We start from the raw sequence: 23159 nt of genomic DNA, 5'->3' as shown, positions 1-23159 counted from the left end.
TGGGCGTACATTCCTACTTAGGACGTAAGGAACTGACTAAACACATAATTGCCGTGCTTGGCCCCTTCCTTAGTGAGACGATATGCATCATCTTCATAAACAAGCAATTGTTTACGTATTAGATCTGTTACAACAGATCCATATATATTGTGAAAGTCTAAATTGAATCGACTTTCAAACAAACTAGGTACTAAACCCCACTTCGTGCGCAACGCAAGAAAGCAAAAATCTTCATAGTCACGAGGGCTCGTGATAATTTCTTCCTCTATGCAAGGACTTTCACCCATTTCAATCTTATGGATGTAAGGCACCACGTAAGGGGTATTCTGAAAGCGCCGATTCCCCACAAAGGAATGGGCACCTGCACCAAAGCCGATGTAATCAGCGCCATGCCAATACTTGATATTATGACGGCTGAAAGCCCCATCTTTACCAAAACTAGCAATTTCATATCTATCGAACATCTGTTTTTCTAGCCCTTCTACAAAGTAGCCGTACATCTGTTCGCATATATCTTCAGACGGTAATATGATTGAATGGTCCATGACTTGGCGATGCAATAAGGTACTAGGTTCCACTTGTAGGCCATAGATAGAGATATGATTTATGGGCAAAGATTGAATGATATCTAGATTATAAGAAATGTCTTCCAATGTTTGCCCGGGTAATCCATAGATCTGATCAATGCTAATATTCCGGAACCCTACCTTATGGGCATCTAGGACAGCTTGTTGTGCCATCTTTGCCGTATGAGTTCGGTGCAATACACGTAAATGGTCATCACGGAACGTTTGCACACCAAAGCTGATGCGGTTGATGCCAAGCTCATATAAATGTCGCAAGTATTGTGTGTCTACTTCACCTGGATTTGCCTCTATAGTAATTTCCACATCGCTGTTGATGGTGTACTGTTTGTACACTGTCTCTAATATACGATTCAATTCCTTAATGGACAACACAGTCGGTGTTCCACCGCCGAAGTAAATCGTATCGAAGGGCTTTGTCCCCAACAGGGATTGACTAGATTCAATCTCTTGTCGCAACGCATAGGCGTACACATCAAAATAGTCTTCTAAACCTTGGTACGAAGGGAAATCACAGTAGGTACACTTTTGACGGCAAAAGGGAATGTGGATGTACATTCCCCTCTGACCTACTGGAATACGAGTTGTATTCATTAGTTTTCTACTTTCAAAATCGCCATGAATGCCTCTTGTGGAATCTCTACAGACCCTACAGCTTTCATCCGTTTTTTACCTTCTTTTTGTTTTTCTAGCAATTTACGTTTACGGGAAATATCACCGCCGTAACATTTTGCCAATACGTCTTTACGCCAAGCTTTTACCGTTTCACGAGCTACAATTTTTGTGCCTACTGCCGCTTGGATTGGAATTTCAAAGTTTTGACGTGGAATCAATTCTTTCAATTTCTCAGCGAGGGCACGGCCACGTAATTGAGCGCGATCTTTGTGAACGATAATACTCAAGGCATCGACAGGATCTCCGTTTAGCAAGATATCCATTTTTACCATTGGAGATTGTTGGTAGCCAATCAATTCGTAGTCCAAGGATGCATAGCCTTTCGTAGCAGATTTCAATTTATCAAAGTAATCGTAAATGATTTCCCCTAGCGGCAAGTGGTATACGATGGATACACGGCTTTCATCAATGTATTCCATGCTGATGTATTCCCCGCGTTTGTCTTGTGAAAGTTCCATAATGGCTCCCACATAATCTTTAGGGACGATAGTGGTTGCCTTTACATATGGCTCCTCTACATAGTCAATTTCAGTTGGTGGCGGTAATTTAGCAGGGTTATCAACTTCGATGACTTCCCCATTTGTTTTGTATACCTTATAGTTTACGCTTGGAGCAGTCGTAATCAAGGATAGATTATACTCCCGTTCCAATCGTTCTTGGATGACATCCATGTGTAATAGTCCAAGGAAACCGCAACGGAATCCAAAACCTAGTGCCAAGGATGTTTCTGCTTCGTATTCTAAAGCAGCATCGTTTAGATTTAGTTTTTCTAAGGCATCCCGTAAGTTTTCATAATCTTTGGAATCTGTTGGGTATAGACCACAATATACCATGGACACGGCTTTGCGGTATCCTGGTAATGGTTCTTCAGCTGGATTATCTGCTTTTGTGATAGTATCCCCTACACGACAGTCACGAACATTTTTAATACTTGCCGCTACACAGCCTACAGAGCCACATGGTAATTCTTGGACTGGTAATAAATGCGGTGTAAATACACCTAATTCAGTGACCTCAAAATCCTTAGAACTGTGCATCATACGAATGGTATCTTTTACTTTCAAAGAACCTTCTTGCACGCGCACGTAAGCAATGGCACCTTTGTAGGAGTCAAAGCGAGAGTCAAAAATTAAGGCACGTGCTGGTTTATCAGAATGATCTGGTGGTGCAGGAATTTTCTCTACAATCGCTTCTAAGATATCCTGAATACCAATGCCAGACTTAGCACTGGCCAAAATAGCATCAGATGCATCTAATCCAATAACATCTTCGATTTCACGTTTTACACGTTCAGGATCTGCACTTGGCAAATCAATTTTATTAATGACAGGAATGATTTCCAAATCATGTTCCAATGCTAAATAGACATTGGCCAAAGTTTGCGCCTCTACACCTTGTGCAGCATCAACCACCAACAAGGCTCCTTCGCAAGCTGCCAAGGAACGGGATACTTCATAGCTGAAGTCCACATGACCTGGTGTGTCGATTAAATTTAATGTGTATTCTTGTCCATCTATTGCAGTGTGCAATAAACGAACGGATTGAGCTTTAATCGTAATGCCCCGTTCCCGTTCTAGGTCCATAGAGTCTAAGACTTGGGCTTGCATTTCTCGTTTCGTCAAAGACCCAGTTTCTTCGATTAAACGATCCGCTAGCGTGGACTTACCATGGTCAATATGAGCAATGATACAAAAATTACGAATATGTGATGTACTCATGACTTCCCTTTCTAACAAACAATATCTATTACACCACCACCAAGAACTCGACTTCCTTCGTAGAATACGACGGATTGACCCGGTGTAATGGCGCGTTGTGGTTCCGTAAATTCAACTTTCATAGTACCGTCCTCTGTGAAAGTAACAGTACATGGTGATGGTTTCGCGGCATACCGAATTTTACCTTCTGCTTGTAATGATGTGGGTACAACTCCGTCTAGGAAGTTATAGTTGTTACACAACATCGTGCGAGAGAATAAACTTTCATTAGGACCTACGATAACCTCATTCGTTTCGCCATCTAATTTCACAACATAGAGAGGATATGCATAGGCAATGCCCAAGCCCTTACGTTGTCCAATTGTATAATTGTATAATCCATTATGCGTGCCTAACACCTCACCATTTTCATGGACAATACGCCCTGATTTAGGTTTCGATTTCGATGTTTTTTCGATAAACCCTTGGTAATTGTGATTCGGCAAGAAACAGATATCTAAGCTATCTGGTTTATCCCATACAGGCAATTCTTTTTCATGAGCCATTTCGCGAGTTTTCGTTTTTGGTTGATTCCCCAAAGGAAAGACTAAATGTTTTAAAATATCTTGAGTTAATGTGTACAATACATAACTTTGATCCTTCGTTGGATCGTCACCTTTATGTAATTCATACCGCTGTGCTGCCTCGTTATACATAACCTGCGCATAATGACCTGTCACCATGTGTGTAGCCCCTAAGGATAAGGCACGTTGTAATAACAAATCGAATTTAATATTGCGATTACAGAACACGCATGGATTCGGTGTACGACCATTGGAATATTCCGTGATAAAGTAATCTACTACATTATCTTTGAAAATATCTTTCGCATCTACCACATGATGTTCAATGCCAAGAAAATCGCACATCTTCTTCGCATCCACCACAGCTTGGGGAATTTCGTCTTCCTCCGTGTCACTTACCCACAAACGCAAGGTAATACCAAATACCTTATACCCTTGTTCTAATAACATTGAAGCGGTTAAAGAACTATCTACGCCACCGCTCATAGCTACTGCATATACTTTGTCCATATTATCTCCTACCATCAAATTGATACATCAAAACAGATTGAAAGTCTGAAGATGTATAATTGAACAAAAAATTATACTTATACATATCAATATATTATATCGTATTTTATGTAATAATGACAATATTTTAAACCCATAATTGGCTTAATTATCCATTTCTCATAATAAAAAACCACCTACCTAAGTAAGTGGTTTAAAGATTTAATCTCTATGTTTTAATATCTCTTCCGCAGCTCCCAAGATTCCTAGCATGGAGTGTTCAAACACAAGCCCGCCTTGCATAAAGATAGTATACGGTGGTCGTACTGGTCCATCTGCGCTTAGTTCGATGGAAGATCCCTGTACGAAAGTTCCACCTGCCATGATGATTTTATCTTCATATCCAGGCATATCTCCTGGGATGGGGTGAACATGGGCATCTACAGGGCTATAGGCTTGCATGCCACGGCAGAAGTATTCCATTTCTTCTGGTCCATGTAGATTGATAGCTTGGATTAAGTCAAAGCGTGGTGCATCGACTTTTGGGAATACTTCATATCCCAATAAGGTTCCCACCGCTGCTGTATAGACAGCTCCTTTCAAGGCTTGTAATACCACATGAGGTGCTAAGAATAATCCTTGGAAGAATAGACGATATCCCGGTGCGTAGGATCCCATATGATCACCCAATCCTGGAGCCGTTAACTGATAGCCTACTTGTTCCACTAGGTCATCTCGACCTACCACGTAACCACCGGTAGGAGCAATACCGCCTCCAGCATTTTTAATAAGAGAGCCTGCCATAATATCTGCCCCTACTTCTAAAGGGTCTCTAGTTTCTGTAAATTCACCATAACAATTATCCACAAAGGTTATGGTTTCAGGATTTACTTCTTTTACAGCTTTCACAATGGTACCAATGTCTTCTACAGATAAAGGTTCTCGCGTACTATACCCTCTAGAACGTTGGATCACCACCACGCGAGTATCTTTTGTAATAGATTGGCGAATGCCCTCTAAATCGTAGGTGTTATTCACCAAAGGAACTTCTTTATAGATGAAACCTTGCTCTGTTAACGATCCTGGCACATGACGTGAGGCACCGATGACGGATTGCATCGTATCGTATGGTTGTCCTACGGCATAGACAAACTCTTTCCCTTTCGATCCATTGCCCAAGATGGCTTGCAAGGTTGTGGCTAATGCATGAGTACCGGACACGAAATGAGGACGCACGATGGCACGCTCTCCTTTAAACACGTGAGCGAACACTTCGTCTAATTTCTCACGACCCACATCATTATAACCATAGCCACTAGTGCCATTAAAATGATAATCTGAAAGCTGGCATTCTTTAAATGCTTCCAGTACTTTTTTTGTATTATATAACGCCACAGGCTCAAATTTTTTGAACTCTTTTTCAGCTAACTCCATAGCCTGTTGACGGATTTCTTCTACAGTCATTCTATTCCTTTCTATGTATAGCAAACTAGTTTTGATATATACGCCTCATACGTTAACTATACATATCTATGTTATATTTGAAATTTTTCTAAACTATATAACGGAAATATATGGTCAATCAATCATTGCTAGTTTATTCTAGTCATTTAGTTTTATCTTTAAACTAGCTTGAACTAGTTCCATAGCTTCCTCATAAATACTTTCTTCACTACGATTCGGTGTAATATGAATCCACTGAATATACGGCATTCGTTTATACCACGTAATTTGTCGCTTTGCAAATTGTCGCGTATGTTGTTGTACTAATTCAATAGCTCGTTCTTTTGAATATTCCCTGTGAAAGTAAGGAATAATCTCTTTATATCCAATGCCTTTGAAAGCCTGTGAATCTGGTTGTACGCCAGCTTCTAACAGCTGTTCTACTTCCTCAAATAAGCCATCTCGAATCATATACTCTACTCGAAGGTTAATCCGTTCGTATAGTTCTTCTCTGGACCGTTCTAAGCCGATGACAGGACCATGAAAGACTAATCCTTCTTTTGATGGCGTTAATAAGGCATATCCCTCACCAGCTAGTACGCACTCAATCGCACGGTATAGGCGATGTTTATCTTGAAATGGTAATGTGAGACCTTCTTTTTCAGCCAATTCATTGGCATAGGCTTGCAAACCTTCTAATCCAGAGGTGTCAAAGATATTATCTAACTCAAGGCGCAAACTTTCATTGCGAGGTACATCTAAAAAGTCATATCCCTCTAGCAAGGATTGTACATAAAGCCCTGTACCACCAGATAAGATGGGAATCTTACCGTTTTTGTTAACGGCCTCTATAACAGTGTTAGCTTGCGCATTGAACTCTGCCACACTATACGAGTCATTAGGCTCATGGGTATCAATAAAATAGTGAGGCACTCTGTCCAATTCTTCAAGGGTAGGCTTGGCAGTGCCAATGGTCAACCCTTTATAGATTTGGTAAGCATCTCCAGATAATACAGGAGATTGTAAGGTTTCCGCCATCCGCAAGGTAAGGGCTGTTTTGCCTACTGCGGTAGGCCCCAAAATAGTAATTAACTGGTTCATCTTACCTCCTTTCATAGATACCATAGGCAATGGAACTATATTTACCACCCACCATTTCTATGGGTGGAATGTCTTTGAATAGACGACTGCCTTTGCGCTCTTTAATAACCAAACGTTTCGATTTCTCCAAGCCGAGTTCTACAATGTTTGAACTTATTTTAGATTCTAGTAAATGACCACGCCACTGCAGAAACTGAGGACTTTCATAAACAGGATTTTCAAACATAGGGTCCAAATAGATAACGTCATACTGATTAGGTTCTGTCTGGTTTAAAAAATCCTGATAATTACAAATGACCAATTGAATACGGCGCAACGCCTCTGTTACACTTGGATTTTTATGTTGAAAGTGTCGAAATCCGTAATTTGTAATATATCCTAAGATAGGATGTCCTTCAATAGCCGTATGACGTGTTAACTGTGGACAACCATAGCTGATAATAGCACTATCGGAGCCTAAGCCGGCAGTACAATCTAAAACAGATGTGACCGTTTCATAGCCGATAGCTCGCAGAAGATGGTCTGTATGTCCACGGTCGATTTCTAACAAGCGCAAATGTGCCATAGACAGATGAAATTGATGAGGTATTCCCTCTTTTGTTACAAAAGAAGGACCTTCCTTGGTCACTACTAAGGCACCCGCACAATGATGTGCATCTAATAATTCTTCTACAGAATGATGCTTTCGTGGCACATATGGCATTTGCAGGAGTCGACTTAGCTCCTTAGCCTGTTCAATGAGATATGCATTTGTCTTTGAACTTGTGCTAATGAGATACATATTAACTCCGTAAAAATAATTTTCCTAATTCGTCTGGTGTAAATTTAATGATCGTAGGTCGTCCATGAGGGCACACATAGGGCTTTTCCGTGCTGAACAGGTCTTGTAGTAAAGCATCAATTTGTACCAAGTTTAGATTATGTCCTGCTTTAATAGCTCCACGACAGGAGGCATAGGCTAACATTTCATGACGTAATTGCGCCGCACTTGGACTTTGATGATCATGCATATAGGAAAATACGTATTGTAAAATCTCTGGAACTTTACTTTCAATAATATCCACAGGATGACCATCAATACGTAAGGAAGTGGGGCCCCCTTGGTCTACTTGGAATCCTAAATCTAACAAAGTGTCACGCTGTTCTTCCGCCAATGTTAATTCTTCCTCGCTAACATCCATGTGTATAGGCATCAATAATTCCTGCATAGGAATGGACTCGGATGATTTGCATAGTTTGTCATAGCGCACACGTTCATGCGCTGCATGTTGGTCGATAATGTATAAATCATCACCTTTTTTCGCCAAAATATAGCAGGAGGCCACTTGTCCCATAGGAAGTAGTCCATGATTAGTTGCTGTATTACTAGTATTGTATGAATTACTATGATGTGTATCATGGGAATCATCTATCCCAATAGCTCCCCCACTGTGAGAATCACCTGCTACTCCTTGTGCTGTAGTTAGACCTCCAGGTATGGAATCACCTGCTACTCCTTGTGCTGCATTTAGATCTACAGATATGGATTCATTTCCAAGCTGATTCATATAAGGTTCTACAGAACTTGGCACTAAATTAGGCCGCGATTCACGGATTGCTCTGAATCGATCTTTGTCTTCCTGAGTGTAACTTTTAGGGACAAAGTTTTCATTCACATCTAGGGTTTCGTTAAAGTTACCTTGCTCATACACTGTGCGCTGTGGCGCTGTATATCCCTTTTGACGAATCGTATCCACGAGAGCCTCTGTTTTTTCACGCATCACTGTAAATCCTTGGGAACGTCCAGTGAATACTTTATCGTAGTCGATAGCTGTAGCAATAGTTTCTTCTTGCTGACTAGTCGTGTGATGAGTCGGATGTTCTAAAGCTTGTAAAATACTATTATACACTGCTTTAAAAACCGGCTTATCATCAGAGAATTTCACTTCGCTTTTTCGTGGATGTACATTGATATCTATGGTCCCTGGAGGTACTACGATTTGTAACACTACCAAGGGATAGCCACCTTTCGGTAATAGGGCATGGTATGCCGTATCGATAGCCTTATAGATAGCTTTGTCGGAAATGACACGTTGGTTTACGATGGTCGTCTGCCATTGACGACTACTTTTTAGTACCGTTGGTTTGCTGACCACACCTTCCACATAAATACCTTCCGCCTCATAAGCAATGGGAAATACGTCTTCACTGACTTTAAATCCGTATAAAGCAGCGATGGTATCCACCATATTTCCATTTCCTGGTGTCATGATGGTTACACGATTATCCACGATGCATTTAAAGGCTATATGGTTATGGCTAAGAGACAATTTACCAATCATATCTTGGATTTTATTCGCCTCTGTTCGTGTAGATTTTAAAAACTTTCTACGAGCAGGGGTGTTATAAAATAAATCTTTCACCTCAATGGAAGTACCCACCGATGTACCACATGGATCACAGTCCACCATATGACCACCTTCTATGTAAATCTGTGTACCCATATCATCTGTTTCTTGTCGTGTACGCAAGGTAAACTTGGAAACGGAGGCGATGCTAGCAATAGCTTCCCCACGGAACCCTAATGAGGCGATATCATACAAATCGTCAGCACTGCGAATTTTACTAGTAGCATGACGCAATACGGCTAACCGTGCATCTACTTCTGACATACCGCACCCATTGTCGGTGATACGCATATATTCAATGCCACCTTCTGCAATTTCTACTTCAATGGAAGTAGCCCCTGCATCGATAGCATTTTCTACTAACTCTTTGATAACAGAGGCAGGGCGTTCTACCACTTCGCCAGCTGCTATCTGATTAATAGTCGTTTCATCTAGGACATGAATGGTTGGCATTACTTGCCACCTCCTTGTTTCGCCTCTTCCTGTAAACGATATAATTCACTGATGGCCTCTATGGGTGTCATACTCATTATGTCTAGCTTTAATAACTGATCCAGAACAGGTTGTGTAAATAAATCACCACTCCCGAATAGAGGGCCTGTAACACTTTGTTTTTCTTTTTTCTTAGGCGCTGCTTCCGATACTACTTTTCCATCCTCCAAATGAGATAGAATTGTGTTAGCTCGATCTAGGACAGCCTTAGGAAGACCTGCCAATTTAGCCACATGGATACCATAACTGCGGTCTGCCCCGCCTTTTACAATGCGGCGCAAAAATAGCACATCATTGCCTTTATCTTTAACGGCTACCGTATAGTTTTTCAGTTTACTATATTGGTCTTCCAGTTCAATCAACTCGTGGTAATGCGTGGCAAACAAACTTTTACAGTGGATGGTTTCACAAATGTGCTCCACTACGGCACGAGCAATGCTAAGGCCATCAAAGGTAGAAGTACCACGTCCGATTTCATCGAGGATGACTAGACTGTTGTACGTTGCGTGTTCTAAGATATAGGATACTTCTTTCATTTCCACCATGAAAGTACTTTGGCCTGTGGAAATATCATCACTGGCACCGACTCGTGTAAAAATTCTATCTACAGGAGCAATGGTAGCTTCTCTTGCAGGAATAAATGAGCCAATCTGCGCCATAATCATGAGCAAAGCCACTTGACGCATGTATGTCGATTTACCTGCCATGTTAGGACCTGTGATGAGGATAAATTCTTCTTCGGAATGGTTCAACACCACATCATTAGGAATGAATAATTCTTGTTTCAGCAAGGTTTCAATCACTGGATGGCGACCATCCTTGATGGAAATGGCTCCATTGGTCACGATAGTAGGACATACATATTTGTTGGTGAAAGCTACTTCCCCTAAACTCAAAATCACGTCTAATTGGGCAATGCCACGAGCTGTCTCTTGGATTTCTTTAATATTTTCTTTTGCCTTAAGGCGCAAGTCTTGATACAAAGAATATTCCAACTTTTGAATCTGCTCTTTTGCATTGAGCATTTTTATTTCAAATTCTTTGAGCTCTGGCGTAATATAGCGCTCTGCATTGGTTAAGGTTTGCTTACGAATGAAATAATCTGGTACGAGACCCACTTGCCCTTGGGATACTTCAAAATAGTATCCGAATACTTTATTGTATCCTGTTTTTAGACGAATTCCTGTAGCTTGTTTCGCCTCTTCTTCTAAGCGATGTAACCACTCTTGACTATTGGTAGCCAAAGAACGTAATTCATCTAATTCTGCACTGTATCCATCACGGATGACATGACCATCTTTCAACGCCAACGACGGCTGATCCACGATAGCACGTGTTAAGAGGTCACATAGGTCATCATGAGTATGAATGATACTGTGACAGTCTTGAAGAATATTAGAGGTACAATGTTGTATTACCTCTTGAATCATCGGTAAGACCCGCAAAGATTCTCGTAAGGAGGCAAAATCTCTAGGAGACACACTCCCCGTTTCTACACGGCTTAGAATGCGTTCAAAATCATAGACAGAAGTCAGTAAAGAACGCAGTTGACTGCGCATGGTCGGATTATCAATAGATTCACCTATGCCCATTTGACGGCGCACGATGCGATGGATATCCATTAAAGGATGTTCAATCCACTGTTTCAACATGCGAGCCCCCATAGGGGTTAATGTTTTATCTAGTACATCTAGGAGCGTACCTTTTTTAGATCCATCTCGAACATTTCTTGTAATCTCCAAATGGCGCAAACAAGATGTGTCCAATATCATGCGGTCTCCAACAGATAGTTGGTGCACATAATTAATGTGAGACGTATCTGTTTTAATAATATCTTGTAAATAGAGAATGACATAACCTAAGGCTTCTAATACATCTTCTTCTAGCAAGCCAGCATCAGAAAAATGTTCACGACCTTTTAGACGAATACTATCCATAGTTTCTGCAGGCGTGAACGGAGACAAGGCTATGCCTGACATTTGACGTGTTAAAAATTCTTGGATACTAGGAGGTAATTCACTACTACCAGCTAGGATAAGCTCTTTTGGTTGGTACATGGTGAAAGCATCAAATAAAGAACTTTCACTACCGCAATCCATGCGTTCCCAAATCACTTCACCAGTAGTGATATCTGTGAACAACACAATGCGCTGCCCCCCTGTTTCATAGGTCAAGGCTAAAAAGTTATTTTCTCCATCTTTCGTACCATTTTCACTGAGTACTGTACCTGGTGTGATGACACGGATGACATCACGTTTTACAATGCCTTTTGCTTCTTTAGGATCTTCCACTTGTTCACAAATGGCTACCTTGTAGCCTTTACTGATGAGTTTTTCAATATAGGATTCCGCAGAATGGAAGGGAACGCCACACATAGGAGCTTTATCTTCTTCACCAGCATTGCGACCTGTTAAGGTTATATTCAATTCTCGTGATGCGGTGATAGCATCGTCGTAAAAAAGCTCATAAAAGTCACCTAACCGAAAAAATAATAGTTCCTTTTCATAGCGAGCTTTAATACTAAAATACTGCTCCATCATAGGCGTTTGTTTCTTGCCCATCTGCTAACTCCTTTCTATAGTACCGTGCCGTATAATACCCAAGTTTGTCCTTTATCGATGCGCACATCGATAGTATCCCCGATTTTTAGAGACTCTTGTTTAGGGAATAGGACCATTTTATTACCCGACGTACGTCCAAACCACATGTTTTCATCAGTACGGCTTGGTCCTTCTACAATGATATCGTACACTTTTCCTTCCATGGCTTGGTTAAGCTCCAAGGAAATCTCATTTTGCACGTCCATCAAGGCTTGTAAACGAACACGTTTCACTTCCTCTGGCACTTGCTCTTCAAATTCCGCCGCTGGTGTGCCGGAGCGTTTGGAATAGATGAAAGTAAACGCCATGTCATACCGTACATCTTTCAATAATTGCAATGTTTGTTGGAAATCTTCCTCGGTTTCTCCAGGGAATCCAACAATAATATCTGTTGTGATAGTAACTCCATCAATTTTTTCACGGCAATATTGCAACAACTCTTTATATTGTTCCACAGAATAATGACGATTCATGCGTTTCAAAATATTGTCAGATCCAGACTGCACTGGTAAATGCAATTGTGTCACAATATTAGAAGAACGACCTAAGGCATCTACCATGCTTTTCGTCATATCTTGGGGATGGCTTGTCATATAACGAATACGCTCGATACCTGGAATACCATCTAAGGCATCTACTAAAGTACCAAAGTCTGTACCATCTTTAAAATCCAAACCATAGGAGTTTACATTTTGTCCCAACAAAGTGATTTCTTTAAAGCCCTTTTCACCTAGTTCACGCACATCCTTCACAATGGATTCTACAGGACGGCTAATTTCACGGCCCCGCACATGGGGTACGATACAGTAGGTACAAAACTTATTACAACCATTCATAATTGGTACCCACGCAAAGAAAGTACCATTTGGTTTCGCCGCCAGTTCTGGTAATACAGTGTTATCCATTTCTACATTGACTTGACGTTTTTTTGTACGTTGCACTTCTTTTACCATTTCATTGATATGTTGGATATTATGCGTGCCTAATACGATATCAATATGAGGAGCTCGTTTAAACATATCTGCTTGGTTCTTCTGTGCCATACAGCCCGTAATCGCAATGATTAAGTTTTTATTCTTTTCTTTCAAATGTTTTAACTCGCCAATGCGACCATAAATTTTATTTTCCGCCGTTTCACGAACGCAACAAGTATTTAAAATAATCAAATCCGAAGAATCTACATCTTCTGTAGGTACATATCCAACAGACTCTAATTGATGAGCTAATCGTTCAGAATCACTTTCATTCATTTGACAACCGTATGTATAAATATAGTATGACTTCATATTACTCCTTATGCTTGTATTTTACTTTTGATGGCTCAATGGTGCCACCTACCTTAATAGCAAGTCGCTCGATGGACATGCCTGTAATATATTCGATTTCTTGACGTATCGTTTTTTGCAAGGTATCCATGATTTCCTTGACAACGAATCCGAGCATAACCGTAACGTCAATTTGTAAGATTAACCCATTGGTGACTTCCTTGCTCTTTTTGATATCCATACTTCGCACATCTGTCACACCTGGGGATTTTTCAATGCTATTCTTGATAAGCGCTTGAATCACTGCATCTTCAAAAACTAGTTTGCCATAATAGCTGAAAGCTGGGCGAATTACAGATTTTTCCCATCCTTCATCTTGCTTCGTAGACAATCTAGTTCTGCGCCAGAATGATTTAATAGGATCAATTAAAAAGCCTTTAAAGTGAGGTTTTAACTCCACGGATGGAACGGGAATAATATGTTTTCCCTCTTTCAATCTGGCATGTTGTGCTTTTTCAATATCCTTCGGGCTAGCTACATCTTCAATATGAATATAATAGGACGGGCCAGGGATTCCCAAGGCCTTCGTAATTTTTCCAATCATATTTTCCGATGTGCCCAATATCATAAGGCGTTCTGGTTGAATCTCATCCAGTGCTTTTCGCACACTTTCCACCTGTTTTTTATCTTGAAAGATAGCACGACGAACAGCTTTAATACGATTTTCTTCTTTTTTAGCAGAAAAACCGCCCACAATGCGATTATTATGAATTAAAATGCCGTCATCGATAATACAAGATGCGTGGTGTTCATGGGCCACCACCAATGCTCTATGACTTTTACCTGTTCCGCTAGGGCCAATAAATGCGATTACATCCATACTACACCTCTATGCGCCTTGTAAGGCTTTTATAAACTCTGATACCCACTCACTTTGTATTTCATATTCTCCAAGGCCGATACTTTCAGGAAATCGATCTTGTATGCCGTGAAAGTCAGATCCACCGGAGATTAACAATCCCTTATCAGTGGCAAATTGATGGTATTTAGCACTATCCTCGGCAGAATGGCTAGAATGATAGACCTCCACACCATCAAAAGGCAATTCTAATAATTCATGTACATAGGTGTCATTTTCCACTAATTTAGGATGCGCTAATACAGCGATGCCACCAGCACGATGAATCAAATCGATAGCCTGTTGGGGCGCATACTTTTCCTTCGGCACAAAGCAAGGACCATTGGGGTTTAACATGGTATCAAAGGCTTCCCCTACAGTTTTCACATAGCCGTGAGCAATGAGTAATTGCGCAATATGAGGGCGGCCAAAGGACACAGCATCAGTAAAGGTATTCACCAATTCCTCATAGGAAATGTCATAGCCTGCCTCGGCACATTTATCCACCATTTTATGGATTCTAGAACGACGCACTTCTTTAAAGTGAGAAATATAATCCTGTAGTTCCGGATGGTCTAAGGAAAATTGATATCCCAATACGTGCACTTCTTTTTCATGATAATAGGTGCTAAACTCACAACCATGATAGATTTGAATCCCTGTTCTATCCTCATTTGTTAATTGCCCGTAGGCACCAACTTCATCATGATCCGTAATAGACATTGCTTGTATTTGTTTTTCTTTTGCTAATGCCACTAAATCTCTTGGCATATACGTACCGTCTGATACATTCGTATGCATGTGGAAATCGACTAACATAGACCCTCCTTTCCTAACGATTTTGTTCTTTCATACGACGCTGAATATCTCGTTTTGCATCTCGCTCCGCCATATCTTGTCGTTTATCGTAATTTTTCTTACCTGTTACAAGGCCAATAGTGACTTTAACATATCCATGACTATAGTGAAAGTTCAAGGGAATCAAAGAGTAACCTTTTTCTTTTACTTGCCCTAATAATTTATGAATCTCCCGTTTATGCATAAGCAATTTACGTGTCCGTTCTGGCTCATGATTAAATTGATTGCCTTGCTCGTATTTACTGATATGTACTTGGTATAAGAAAAGTTCACCATTTTCAATGCGACAAAAACTATCTTTTAAATTGATGCGACCAGCTCGAATGGATTTCACTTCCGTTCCCGTAAGGGCAATCCCTGCTTCATAGGTTTCATGAATGTGAAAGTCATGTCTAGCTTTGCGATTATCTACAATTAATGCATTGTTATCTTTCGCCATTACCGTTTCCTCTGTTTCTTTCCTTGTTTACGATGACTTTTTTTATGTATCGTTTCATAAAACGCTGTTTTCTTTTTTGTATCCAGCTTGCGTAGCATTTGCTCTACCGCTTTCGTGGTACCTGTCGTTTCTATTATATCATGAGTTTGTCTATCTCGATTATTTCGTTTCTCATCTTTTTTCTTTTTATACGGTGATCTATTTTTCCTTTGTGGTCTAGAAAGGGATTGTTTCCTTTCTTGACCTCTCCGTAAGTAGCCATCGATGTATTCTACCTCTCCAATGACAAAATCAATTTGTCTAAGTTCTATATCAGCCTTAATAAGAGTCACAGTAACAGGGGTTCCTAAATGATACTCTTTACCGCTTCTTCTTCCATAAGCCATATAATGCGGTTCATCAAAGACATAATGGTCATCATCCATCAAATTATATGGAACTAAACCATCCACGCCATTGTCAAGTTCAATGAATAAACCAAAGGCAGTAATGGAACTTACATGTCCTTCGAAACTTTCACCTACATATTGTGCCATATACTGGACCTTTTTCATGTCCAAGGTTTCACGTTCTGCTTCTGTGGCGATTTGTTCACGCTCTGAGCAATGAGTGGCTCCATGTGTTAAGTATGCTTCATCAGCGATAGATGCAAGTCGTTTTGGCTTGCCACCCAATACATAGCGCAAGAGTCGATGAATCATCAAGTCTGGATAGCGACGGATGGGTGATGTAAAATGGGTATATGTGTCAGATGCTAACCCAAAATGCCCAATATGTTCCGAGCTGTATTTCGCTTGTTGCATGGAACGAAGTACCATGATCTGTACCACCGGTTCAATCTCTGTACCGCTGATAGATTGCAATAATTCTTCAATATGCTTAGGCTCAACCTTGCTTGGTAATTTCACAGGATATCCAGAATGATGTAGGACAGTAATAAGTTGCTCTAACTTAGCATCCTTTGGATCTTCGTGAATACGATATATGGATGTGTCCAAACGTTCACTAAGGAAAGTTGCCACCGTTTCATTGGCCAACAGCATGCATTGTTCAATTAATTTTTCTGCAATGGTTCTATCTTTTCGTATGATTCGTTGAGGAATGCCCGTAGCATCTAAGAGAACTTTATACTCTGGAAGCTCAAAACTTATGGCCCCAGCTTGTTGGCGCATCTTTATCAATTGGTATGCCAATGTTTCCAAAGTTCGTACCATATCCATGAGAGGTGCCAAATCATCAGGAATAATGTTCTCTTCTAAGGCTAAGTAAATCTCCTTGTAGCTACAACGACGAGTGATATGAATAATGGATGGCTTTATAGAATAGTGCAACACTTTACCTTGAGGACTTACTTCCATAATACAGGACATAGCATAGCGATCTTCTTTAGCTTGCAACGAGCAAATACCGTTTGATAGCTCCACCGGTAACATAGGGATGACACGGTCCACCAAATATACACTGGTGCCACGGCGGTATGCCTCTTGGTCAATGATTGACCCAGCTGGCACGTAGTGGCTGACGTCTGCAATATGAACCCCCAATTCAATATTGCCATTATCCAATACTTTCGCATGCACAGCATCATCTAAATCCTTCGCATCTTCACCATCGATGGTGATCATTTCTATATGTCGTAAATCTAGTCGGTCTGATTCGTCAGTAACTGTGAAAGAAATCTTCCGGGCCTCTTCTTGCACATCTTTTGGAAACTCTTTTGGCAAATCAAAGGTAGCCATCACGGACAATACATCTAAATCCGGTGTAGAACTATCCCCTACAATTTCCACAATTTTGCCTTCTGCTTTGCGATGTTCCTCTGGCCAAGCTGTCAATTCAACTACTACGGTGGCACCACTTCGTGCATCCATAGTACATTCTAAAGGAATATAAATATCCTCACCTAATCGTTCATTATGAGGTGTCACAAAGCCACTTTTAGGAAGTCGTTCAAATATACCTACTACACGAGTTGTATTTCGAGTCACAACACGACGGATGATACCTTCTGCATTTCGTTCACTCGTACCTTTTCGCTTGATAATATATTCTACTTCATCATCATGCATAGCTGTCCCTGCACAACCATTGGGAATGAATACATCTGGCAAATTACCTTCCGAAGGTATAACAAATCCAAATCCTTTTTTACTGGCTTTATAGATACCAATCAATTTCGTATCTTCTGTTTTTTGATAGGACCCATATTCACCGTCTTTGATACGAATGCATCCTTCTTCTTCTAACTCATGTAATACAGAAAAATAAGCCTGAATCTCTTCGCCTTTATAACCTAAGATGAAAGGAACATCTTCGATATGATAGGATTCAGGCCATATATCTCTAAAAAATCCTAATATTTCTTCTCTCATAGTACCTCAGTATTTCTATAAAAAAAACCTACCATAGGGTAGGGTTTTTTATGTATTAATAAGAACTTAACACTAAATCTAAAGCTAGACTAACTAATACGAACAAAGTAGCAAGAATCACCGTACAACGTGATAAAAATCCATCTACGCCACGCTCTTTACCACCAAATACGGAATCTGCTGCGCCGGAAACAGCACCGCCCATACCAGCACTTTTACCAGTTTGTGCTACTACTACCACAATTAAAAGAATAGAAATAATAATTTCAACAACCATTAAAAAATCTCTCATGAATCTCTTCCTTTCTGTATTAACGGTTATGACCGAAGTAAACTTCCATTTTTTTCTTAACTCGCTGCAATGCATTATCAATGGATTTTACAGAACGATGATGTTCTTCTGCCATTTCTTGATACGACTTGGCATCCATATATCCACGTAATACATCCCACTCTAGAGGACTAAGAACAGCCTCCATCACTTCCTTAATCAGAGCATATTGCTCTCTATTGATGACTACTTCTTGAGGATCAAGATTCTTTTCTGTTTCTAACACTTCAATGAGCGTTCGTTCTGAGTCATCATAGGCCGGCTTACTTAAAGAGATATATGAGTTCAAAGGAATATGTTTCTGGCGACTCGCCCCTTTGATGGCAGAAATGATTTGACGTGTAATACATAATTCAGCAAATGCTTTAAAGCTAACCTCATGGTCTTTATTAAAATCGCGCGTTGCTTTATATAAACCAATCATACCTTCTTGTATAATATCTTCTTTATCAGCACCCATTAAAAAATAAGACCTAGCTTTAGATCGAACAAAATTTTTATATCGTTGCACAATATAATCAGTAGCATAATGATTATTCTCACGTTGATAGATAGTAACAATTTCTTCATCAGTTAATGAAGAAAAACGTTCAAACTCAGCTACTGTTTCTGTTTCATATGACATAGGATTCCTCCTGTGACTCTGTACTAGGAATGATATTTAATAGTATACACTATCTATATAAAAAAGTACATATTTACATTTGACTTTCACAACATATATCTATATAATTATAAGACAATAATAACATATGGGGACGTAAAGGTTTCGACAGGTATGGATGTATCTTAGAAAGCGAGCTGGTGTCTCACTCGACCATAAATCAGTGAACCTTAAATTAAACGCAGAAGAAAATTTTGCATTAGCTGCATAAGCTACGTCACACCTTCTCTCGCCCGTGGAGAGGGATGTGGCGTCAAACTACGGGCTAGCTAGTTCTATCTGCTCAATTAGATCTAGTTAAATCTTATGAGCTAGGATAGCTTAGGTTGTTGGTGTCCAAACACTATCCGAAGTTTAAAACATCAACTGCGCTCGGAGAGGTCTAGGGGGCAACATGTTTGGACAGGGGTTCGACTCCCCTCGTCTCCACCACAATACCAAATAAGATAACCGCTTATTCATAAGTGTTCGTAAGTGTTCACGAATACGATGAATAAGCGGTTTTTTAGTATTCTACACTATTTTAAATGTTCGTAAGTGTTCGTATAGTTTAGGTGATTTTGCCCATTTTTTGCCCATTCAAAATTCACAAAGTGCGTGACGGGCTTCTTATAATTTCCTAGAATGTATGGCGAACTCCGACTTTCAATTGCCAGTTTTGTCGTACTCGATCACGGGTAGATCGTTGCGCCTCAAGGTACACCTGTTCTGTCTTAGCTCGATTCATATAGGAGAAGCCTAAGCCGTAGGTAAACCAATGACCTTTGTAAGAAAGTTGCTGCGTAGTGCTTTCATTAAATGTCAGTGTTCGATTGCCGAGGAATTCTTTTTCATACATCACTTTCACATACGGATTCCATGCAGTGCCAGATGACTTATCTACTCCTGCCCGTACGCCAATGCGACCTACTAGGCTGTGCATAGATCCTAACTGGCTATGTAATCCATTGGATATATCCATGCTATATCCTTTGCTCGCTTCGTAAGTCAGTTGTGCTTCTGGTTGTATAAATAAACCTTCTCCATCTTTGCCGGAGCGGTACTTACGTTTTCCCAGTTCCACAGATGCCAAGAATGAGTTCGTGTGCATAGTGGTTGATCGCAAGGCCTCATTAGAATAGTTAACTAAGTTGAAATCACCATGAGAGCGTCTCACTTTACCTACTAGATCTACATATACATTAGTATCCTTGTACAATCGAGTGGAGTAGAAACCAAGCTCAGTACCTGATAACTTTGCATGGCCTTGGTATTCATCAAGAGTAGCTGTCGATTGCATCATACCTACGGTAAAACCACTATAGTGAATCCACGTATCCCGTGGATGTATCCAATTATAGCCACCTTTAAGTCCCCAGTATCGTTGTTGGTAACCACCATGATGGGAAGAGTCAAACTTGCCATTCGTATAATTAGCCCATACCGTATTAGACCGTTCCACATCTTTATGAAGATGGATTTCTCCTAACCGCTGAACCAATGTTTCTATATTGCCTAAGTGTAAATTATACAATAAATTATCGAATTGAATGGTCGAGTGTGCCCCTGGTGTCAATTTACCCTTACCATTATCCTCATAAGGGAATAGATACCAGTTATTTACATTTGCATCATTAATAGAAATAACTTTTGAATCCGTAGGTCTGCCTAATGTATATAGGTAGGCCCCTTTTTCAATGACAGTTTTAGGAAGCCTAGGCTTTTTATCATCTGTAGGAACTGCTACATGATTATCTTTATTAAGTAATGAAAATACTGCCTTATGATCCTCTGGTTTACCTAAACTTTCCACTAATTGCAACACTTCTGTGCCCGTAGATTTGGAATCTGCCATATTTTGGAAATGAATCCCATGTTCCCCTTCACTACTGGACTTAATGGTGAGTTTGTCTGTATGACCTGATCCCACATTGCCAGCCATATGGAGTACACCACCCGTTCCTGCTAGGGTATCTACAGTTAAGGATAGAGGAACCTCTGTATCACCAAATCGAACTTCTCCTGCATTAGATAGGTCCAATCGATTAATCTTAGAGTTATCAGTCATTTCCCAATAATTGCCACCATCTACTTTCACATGTATGTTACCAGTACCTGCATTGTCCGCTTTGCCAATGAGATAGGAGTCCTTCGTTAATAGGTTAACATCAACTGTGCCTCCATTTGCAGCAAATACATTACCTACTATGGTTGTCGTATCCTTACCGGATACAGTAATAGTTGTATTCTTGCCACCTGCCACTAAGGCAGGGTCTATTGGATTACCATCAATGTTTAACTTTTTATTGAAAGTTATGGTATTCGCGTTCGTATCACTATCTGCATCAGTTCTCGCCAGTACACCTACTTTTGCTTTTCCAGTACCACGCATAACAATCGATACATCACCGTTGAAAGTAGTATTCGTTATATTATTCGTATTACTATGTATTTGTGAGATGCCAGTTCCTGATCCTTCTGTATCTACCTTAATCGCTAACGACGAATCTGCATCAGAGGTTATGGTTGTACCAGCTCCCGAATTCGCTTTATCTTTTTCAACTCGTATGCCATATCCATTCGCTATCGCCTCAGTGGCAATGCTGTTCTTACCTTTCCAATGAATGGAGTTACTCCCAGCACCGGCTTTTCTCGCACTCACCAGATTCAAGCCATAGGCATAGGCACCTTTTGTAGTGATATTCGTAGTATCTAAGGTAACTGTATTTGTGCCTTGATTCTCAGATCCTATATCAATACTTCTAGCCACGTAGTTGGATGCTGTTTTCACATCACTATGGGTTATCTTCACTGTATTCTCACCATTCTCAGCGCTCATTCTCACACCGTAGACCCACGGTTTCCCTATGGATGTAGAATCTGTGGTAACCGTTGTATTCTGTAGGTCTACCGAGTTTTTACTAGGCTTTTCATTAGCATCGGTTGTCCCAGTTGTATCATTCAAACTAGAAGATACTTCAATGCCATATACTTCATCTTTACCGGTTGTAGAAATATTATTCTTAGCACCTGCAAGGGTGATTCGATTTTCACCGTGGGATTCAGCATTGACATACATGCCCCAAACAGTACCACCAGCGCTCTTCGTGATGAAATCCGTATTCGCCTTTAAAGTAATCTCGGAGAAACCATGATTTTCCGTATCCGTATTGACATGTAATGTATTCTTTGTGTTATTCGCTGATTCGTTAGTGATGGTAGATACAAAGTTCTTTCCTTCTTTTGATGTCACATGAACACCGCCATGATAGTTCACATTAGATAAAAATCGCATCTCAGTATCCGTATTGCCTGAGATAGTACTTGTCACATTTCCATCAAAGATAAGACTAGATCCACCTTTTTCGGCTTCAATCGTATCCTTAGTAGACACAGTGCGATACCGATTTTCCCCATTGTTTTCTAGGCGGAACGCAGCCACTTCCAAATTATTTGTAGTAGACTCCATATTCATGGTCAAATCATCATGAAAATGCACATGGGATTCTCCCCCTTGATTCGTTTGTTGAAAGAATCCATTCACACGCTTTTCATAGGACTTTAAATTTCCAGGATTAATCGTTTGCACGTGGGTATCCATAGTCACTTTCTTTAAAAAGTTCACCGTAGACACTGGCTTCGTCACATCACCCGAACCTTCTCCGACTACTTTTACCACATTAAACATAGGATAAAATTTTCCATGATATGTTTTATGGGTTGTAACATTAAAATTTGTATTCGCATCAAAATTAAGAATCGTTTCTGACCGATCAACCAGCTTACTATTGGAGTTATACACATATACCCCATCTTGCCAATCAATAGAGGTGCCATCATCTACATGAATGAAATGAATCGTCCCTTTCGACGCTAATGTCGTTTCCGTAGTTGGTTTCGTCCGAATGTCATTCGGAGCCGTCATATTTCGATTTGTGATAATTTCATTAACCGTATTACCGCCATCTATATACTTGGTTTTCGTCCCTAAGATAGTGCCATCAGCATACTTATACTCATACTTAATTTTTGTAGCACTATTTTCAGTAATAGTGCCCCCATTCCTAGCTAACTTCTCACCTAGGGAAATCGTATCTACCGTTTTCCAATCATTTCGAGTTACCGTGTCTACAGTAAAGCCTTCCCCTCTAGCTAATAATGGAATCGCCGCCAATACTAGTAATGCTAAATGTTTATGTTTCACACGTATTCTCCTCTCTTTTTTTGAATCTATGTGTCCAACCTAGCTTAAATTGCAGAGATTGTAACATTTTATAAGTCATTATAGGTGTATTCACCTG

Annotated in this window: 16 protein-coding genes and 1 other RNA gene; 1 reads left to right on the top strand and 16 read right to left on the bottom strand. The window is 40.2% G+C overall.

The genetic code is table 11. The features are described from left to right. Positions 1 to 17 precede the first annotated feature (17 nt). From hemW to sigH, 15 genes are all read right to left on the bottom strand, one after another. A complete protein-coding gene (gene hemW / locus EO121_RS00340; RefSeq protein WP_164725809.1) occupies positions 18 to 1178 on the bottom strand; it encodes a radical SAM family heme chaperone HemW in 1161 nt (386 codons plus the stop codon). Next, a complete protein-coding gene (gene lepA, locus EO121_RS00335; RefSeq protein WP_009352790.1) occupies positions 1178 to 2977 on the bottom strand; it encodes a translation elongation factor 4 in 1800 nt (599 codons plus the stop codon). The genes hemW and lepA overlap by 1 nt, the downstream gene beginning before the upstream one ends. A gap of 11 nt (positions 2978 to 2988) precedes the next feature. Continuing rightward, complete coding sequence (mnmA, locus tag EO121_RS00330; RefSeq protein WP_009352791.1) at positions 2989 to 4050, bottom strand: tRNA 2-thiouridine(34) synthase MnmA; 1062 nt, start codon at positions 4048 to 4050, stop codon at positions 2989 to 2991. 201 nt (positions 4051 to 4251) lie between these two features. Beyond that, the gene (locus EO121_RS00325) at positions 4252 to 5493 is read right to left on the bottom strand and encodes a methionine gamma-lyase family protein (protein WP_127165219.1); all 1242 of its coding nucleotides are present in this window, start codon (positions 5491 to 5493) and stop codon (positions 4252 to 4254) included. Positions 5494 to 5631: 138 nt separating this feature from the next. Next, on the bottom strand, positions 5632 to 6573 hold the full coding sequence (miaA, locus tag EO121_RS00320) for a tRNA (adenosine(37)-N6)-dimethylallyltransferase MiaA (RefSeq protein ID WP_127165217.1): 942 nt from the start codon (positions 6571 to 6573) through the stop codon (positions 5632 to 5634). Between the two features lies 1 nt (position 6574). Beyond that, positions 6575 to 7354 (bottom strand): class I SAM-dependent methyltransferase, encoded by a 780-nt coding sequence (locus tag EO121_RS00315; RefSeq protein ID WP_127165216.1) that lies wholly within the window; start codon positions 7352 to 7354, stop codon positions 6575 to 6577. A 1-nt stretch (position 7355) separates the two neighbouring features. After that, positions 7356 to 9413: a DNA mismatch repair endonuclease MutL gene (gene mutL, locus EO121_RS00310; RefSeq protein ID WP_127165215.1), complete on the bottom strand. Its 2058-nt coding sequence runs from the start codon at positions 9411 to 9413 to the stop codon at positions 7356 to 7358. Further along, the gene (gene mutS, locus EO121_RS00305; RefSeq protein ID WP_127165214.1) at positions 9413 to 12013 is read right to left on the bottom strand and encodes a DNA mismatch repair protein MutS; all 2601 of its coding nucleotides are present in this window, start codon (positions 12011 to 12013) and stop codon (positions 9413 to 9415) included. Before mutS ends, mutL begins: the two co-directional genes overlap by 1 nt. Before the next feature lie 14 nt (positions 12014 to 12027). After that, positions 12028 to 13338 (bottom strand): tRNA (N6-isopentenyl adenosine(37)-C2)-methylthiotransferase MiaB, encoded by a 1311-nt coding sequence (miaB, locus tag EO121_RS00300; RefSeq protein WP_127165213.1) that lies wholly within the window; start codon positions 13336 to 13338, stop codon positions 12028 to 12030. A gap of 1 nt (position 13339) precedes the next feature. Beyond that, positions 13340 to 14197: a hypothetical protein gene (locus tag EO121_RS00295; RefSeq protein WP_127068553.1), complete on the bottom strand. Its 858-nt coding sequence runs from the start codon at positions 14195 to 14197 to the stop codon at positions 13340 to 13342. Between the two features lie 9 nt (positions 14198 to 14206). Next, positions 14207 to 15034 carry a PHP domain-containing protein gene (locus EO121_RS00290; RefSeq protein ID WP_127165212.1) on the bottom strand — a complete coding sequence of 276 codons (828 nt, stop codon included), beginning with the start codon at positions 15032 to 15034 and terminating at the stop codon, positions 14207 to 14209. Between the two features lie 13 nt (positions 15035 to 15047). Continuing rightward, positions 15048 to 15512: an SsrA-binding protein SmpB gene (gene smpB / locus EO121_RS00285; protein WP_126939072.1), complete on the bottom strand. Its 465-nt coding sequence runs from the start codon at positions 15510 to 15512 to the stop codon at positions 15048 to 15050. Continuing rightward, positions 15512 to 17884, bottom strand: coding sequence for a ribonuclease R (rnr, locus tag EO121_RS00280; RefSeq protein WP_127165211.1), 2373 nt, complete (start codon positions 17882 to 17884; stop codon positions 15512 to 15514). The genes smpB and rnr overlap by 1 nt, the downstream gene beginning before the upstream one ends. 55 nt (positions 17885 to 17939) lie before the next feature. Next, complete coding sequence (secG, locus tag EO121_RS00275; protein WP_126939070.1) at positions 17940 to 18176, bottom strand: preprotein translocase subunit SecG; 237 nt, start codon at positions 18174 to 18176, stop codon at positions 17940 to 17942. Positions 18177 to 18195: 19 nt separating this feature from the next. Then, positions 18196 to 18840 carry an RNA polymerase sporulation sigma factor SigH gene (gene sigH, locus EO121_RS00270; protein WP_127165210.1) on the bottom strand — a complete coding sequence of 215 codons (645 nt, stop codon included), beginning with the start codon at positions 18838 to 18840 and terminating at the stop codon, positions 18196 to 18198. Between the two features lie 129 nt (positions 18841 to 18969). Here sigH and ssrA point away from each other — a divergent pair. Beyond that, positions 18970 to 19311, top strand: a transfer-messenger RNA (tmRNA) gene (ssrA, locus tag EO121_RS00265). 187 nt (positions 19312 to 19498) lie between these two features. Here the strand turns inward: ssrA and EO121_RS00260 are convergent. After that, complete coding sequence (locus EO121_RS00260) at positions 19499 to 23062, bottom strand: autotransporter outer membrane beta-barrel domain-containing protein (protein WP_127165209.1); 3564 nt, start codon at positions 23060 to 23062, stop codon at positions 19499 to 19501. Between the last annotated feature and the right edge of the window lie 97 nt (positions 23063 to 23159).

The organism is Veillonella sp. CHU732, from assembly GCF_003992085.1.
Taxonomy (GTDB): Bacteria; Bacillota; Negativicutes; order Veillonellales; family Veillonellaceae; genus F0422.
Note: the sequence above shows the minus strand (reverse complement) of the source record. Positions and strands in the feature narration are given on the sequence as shown.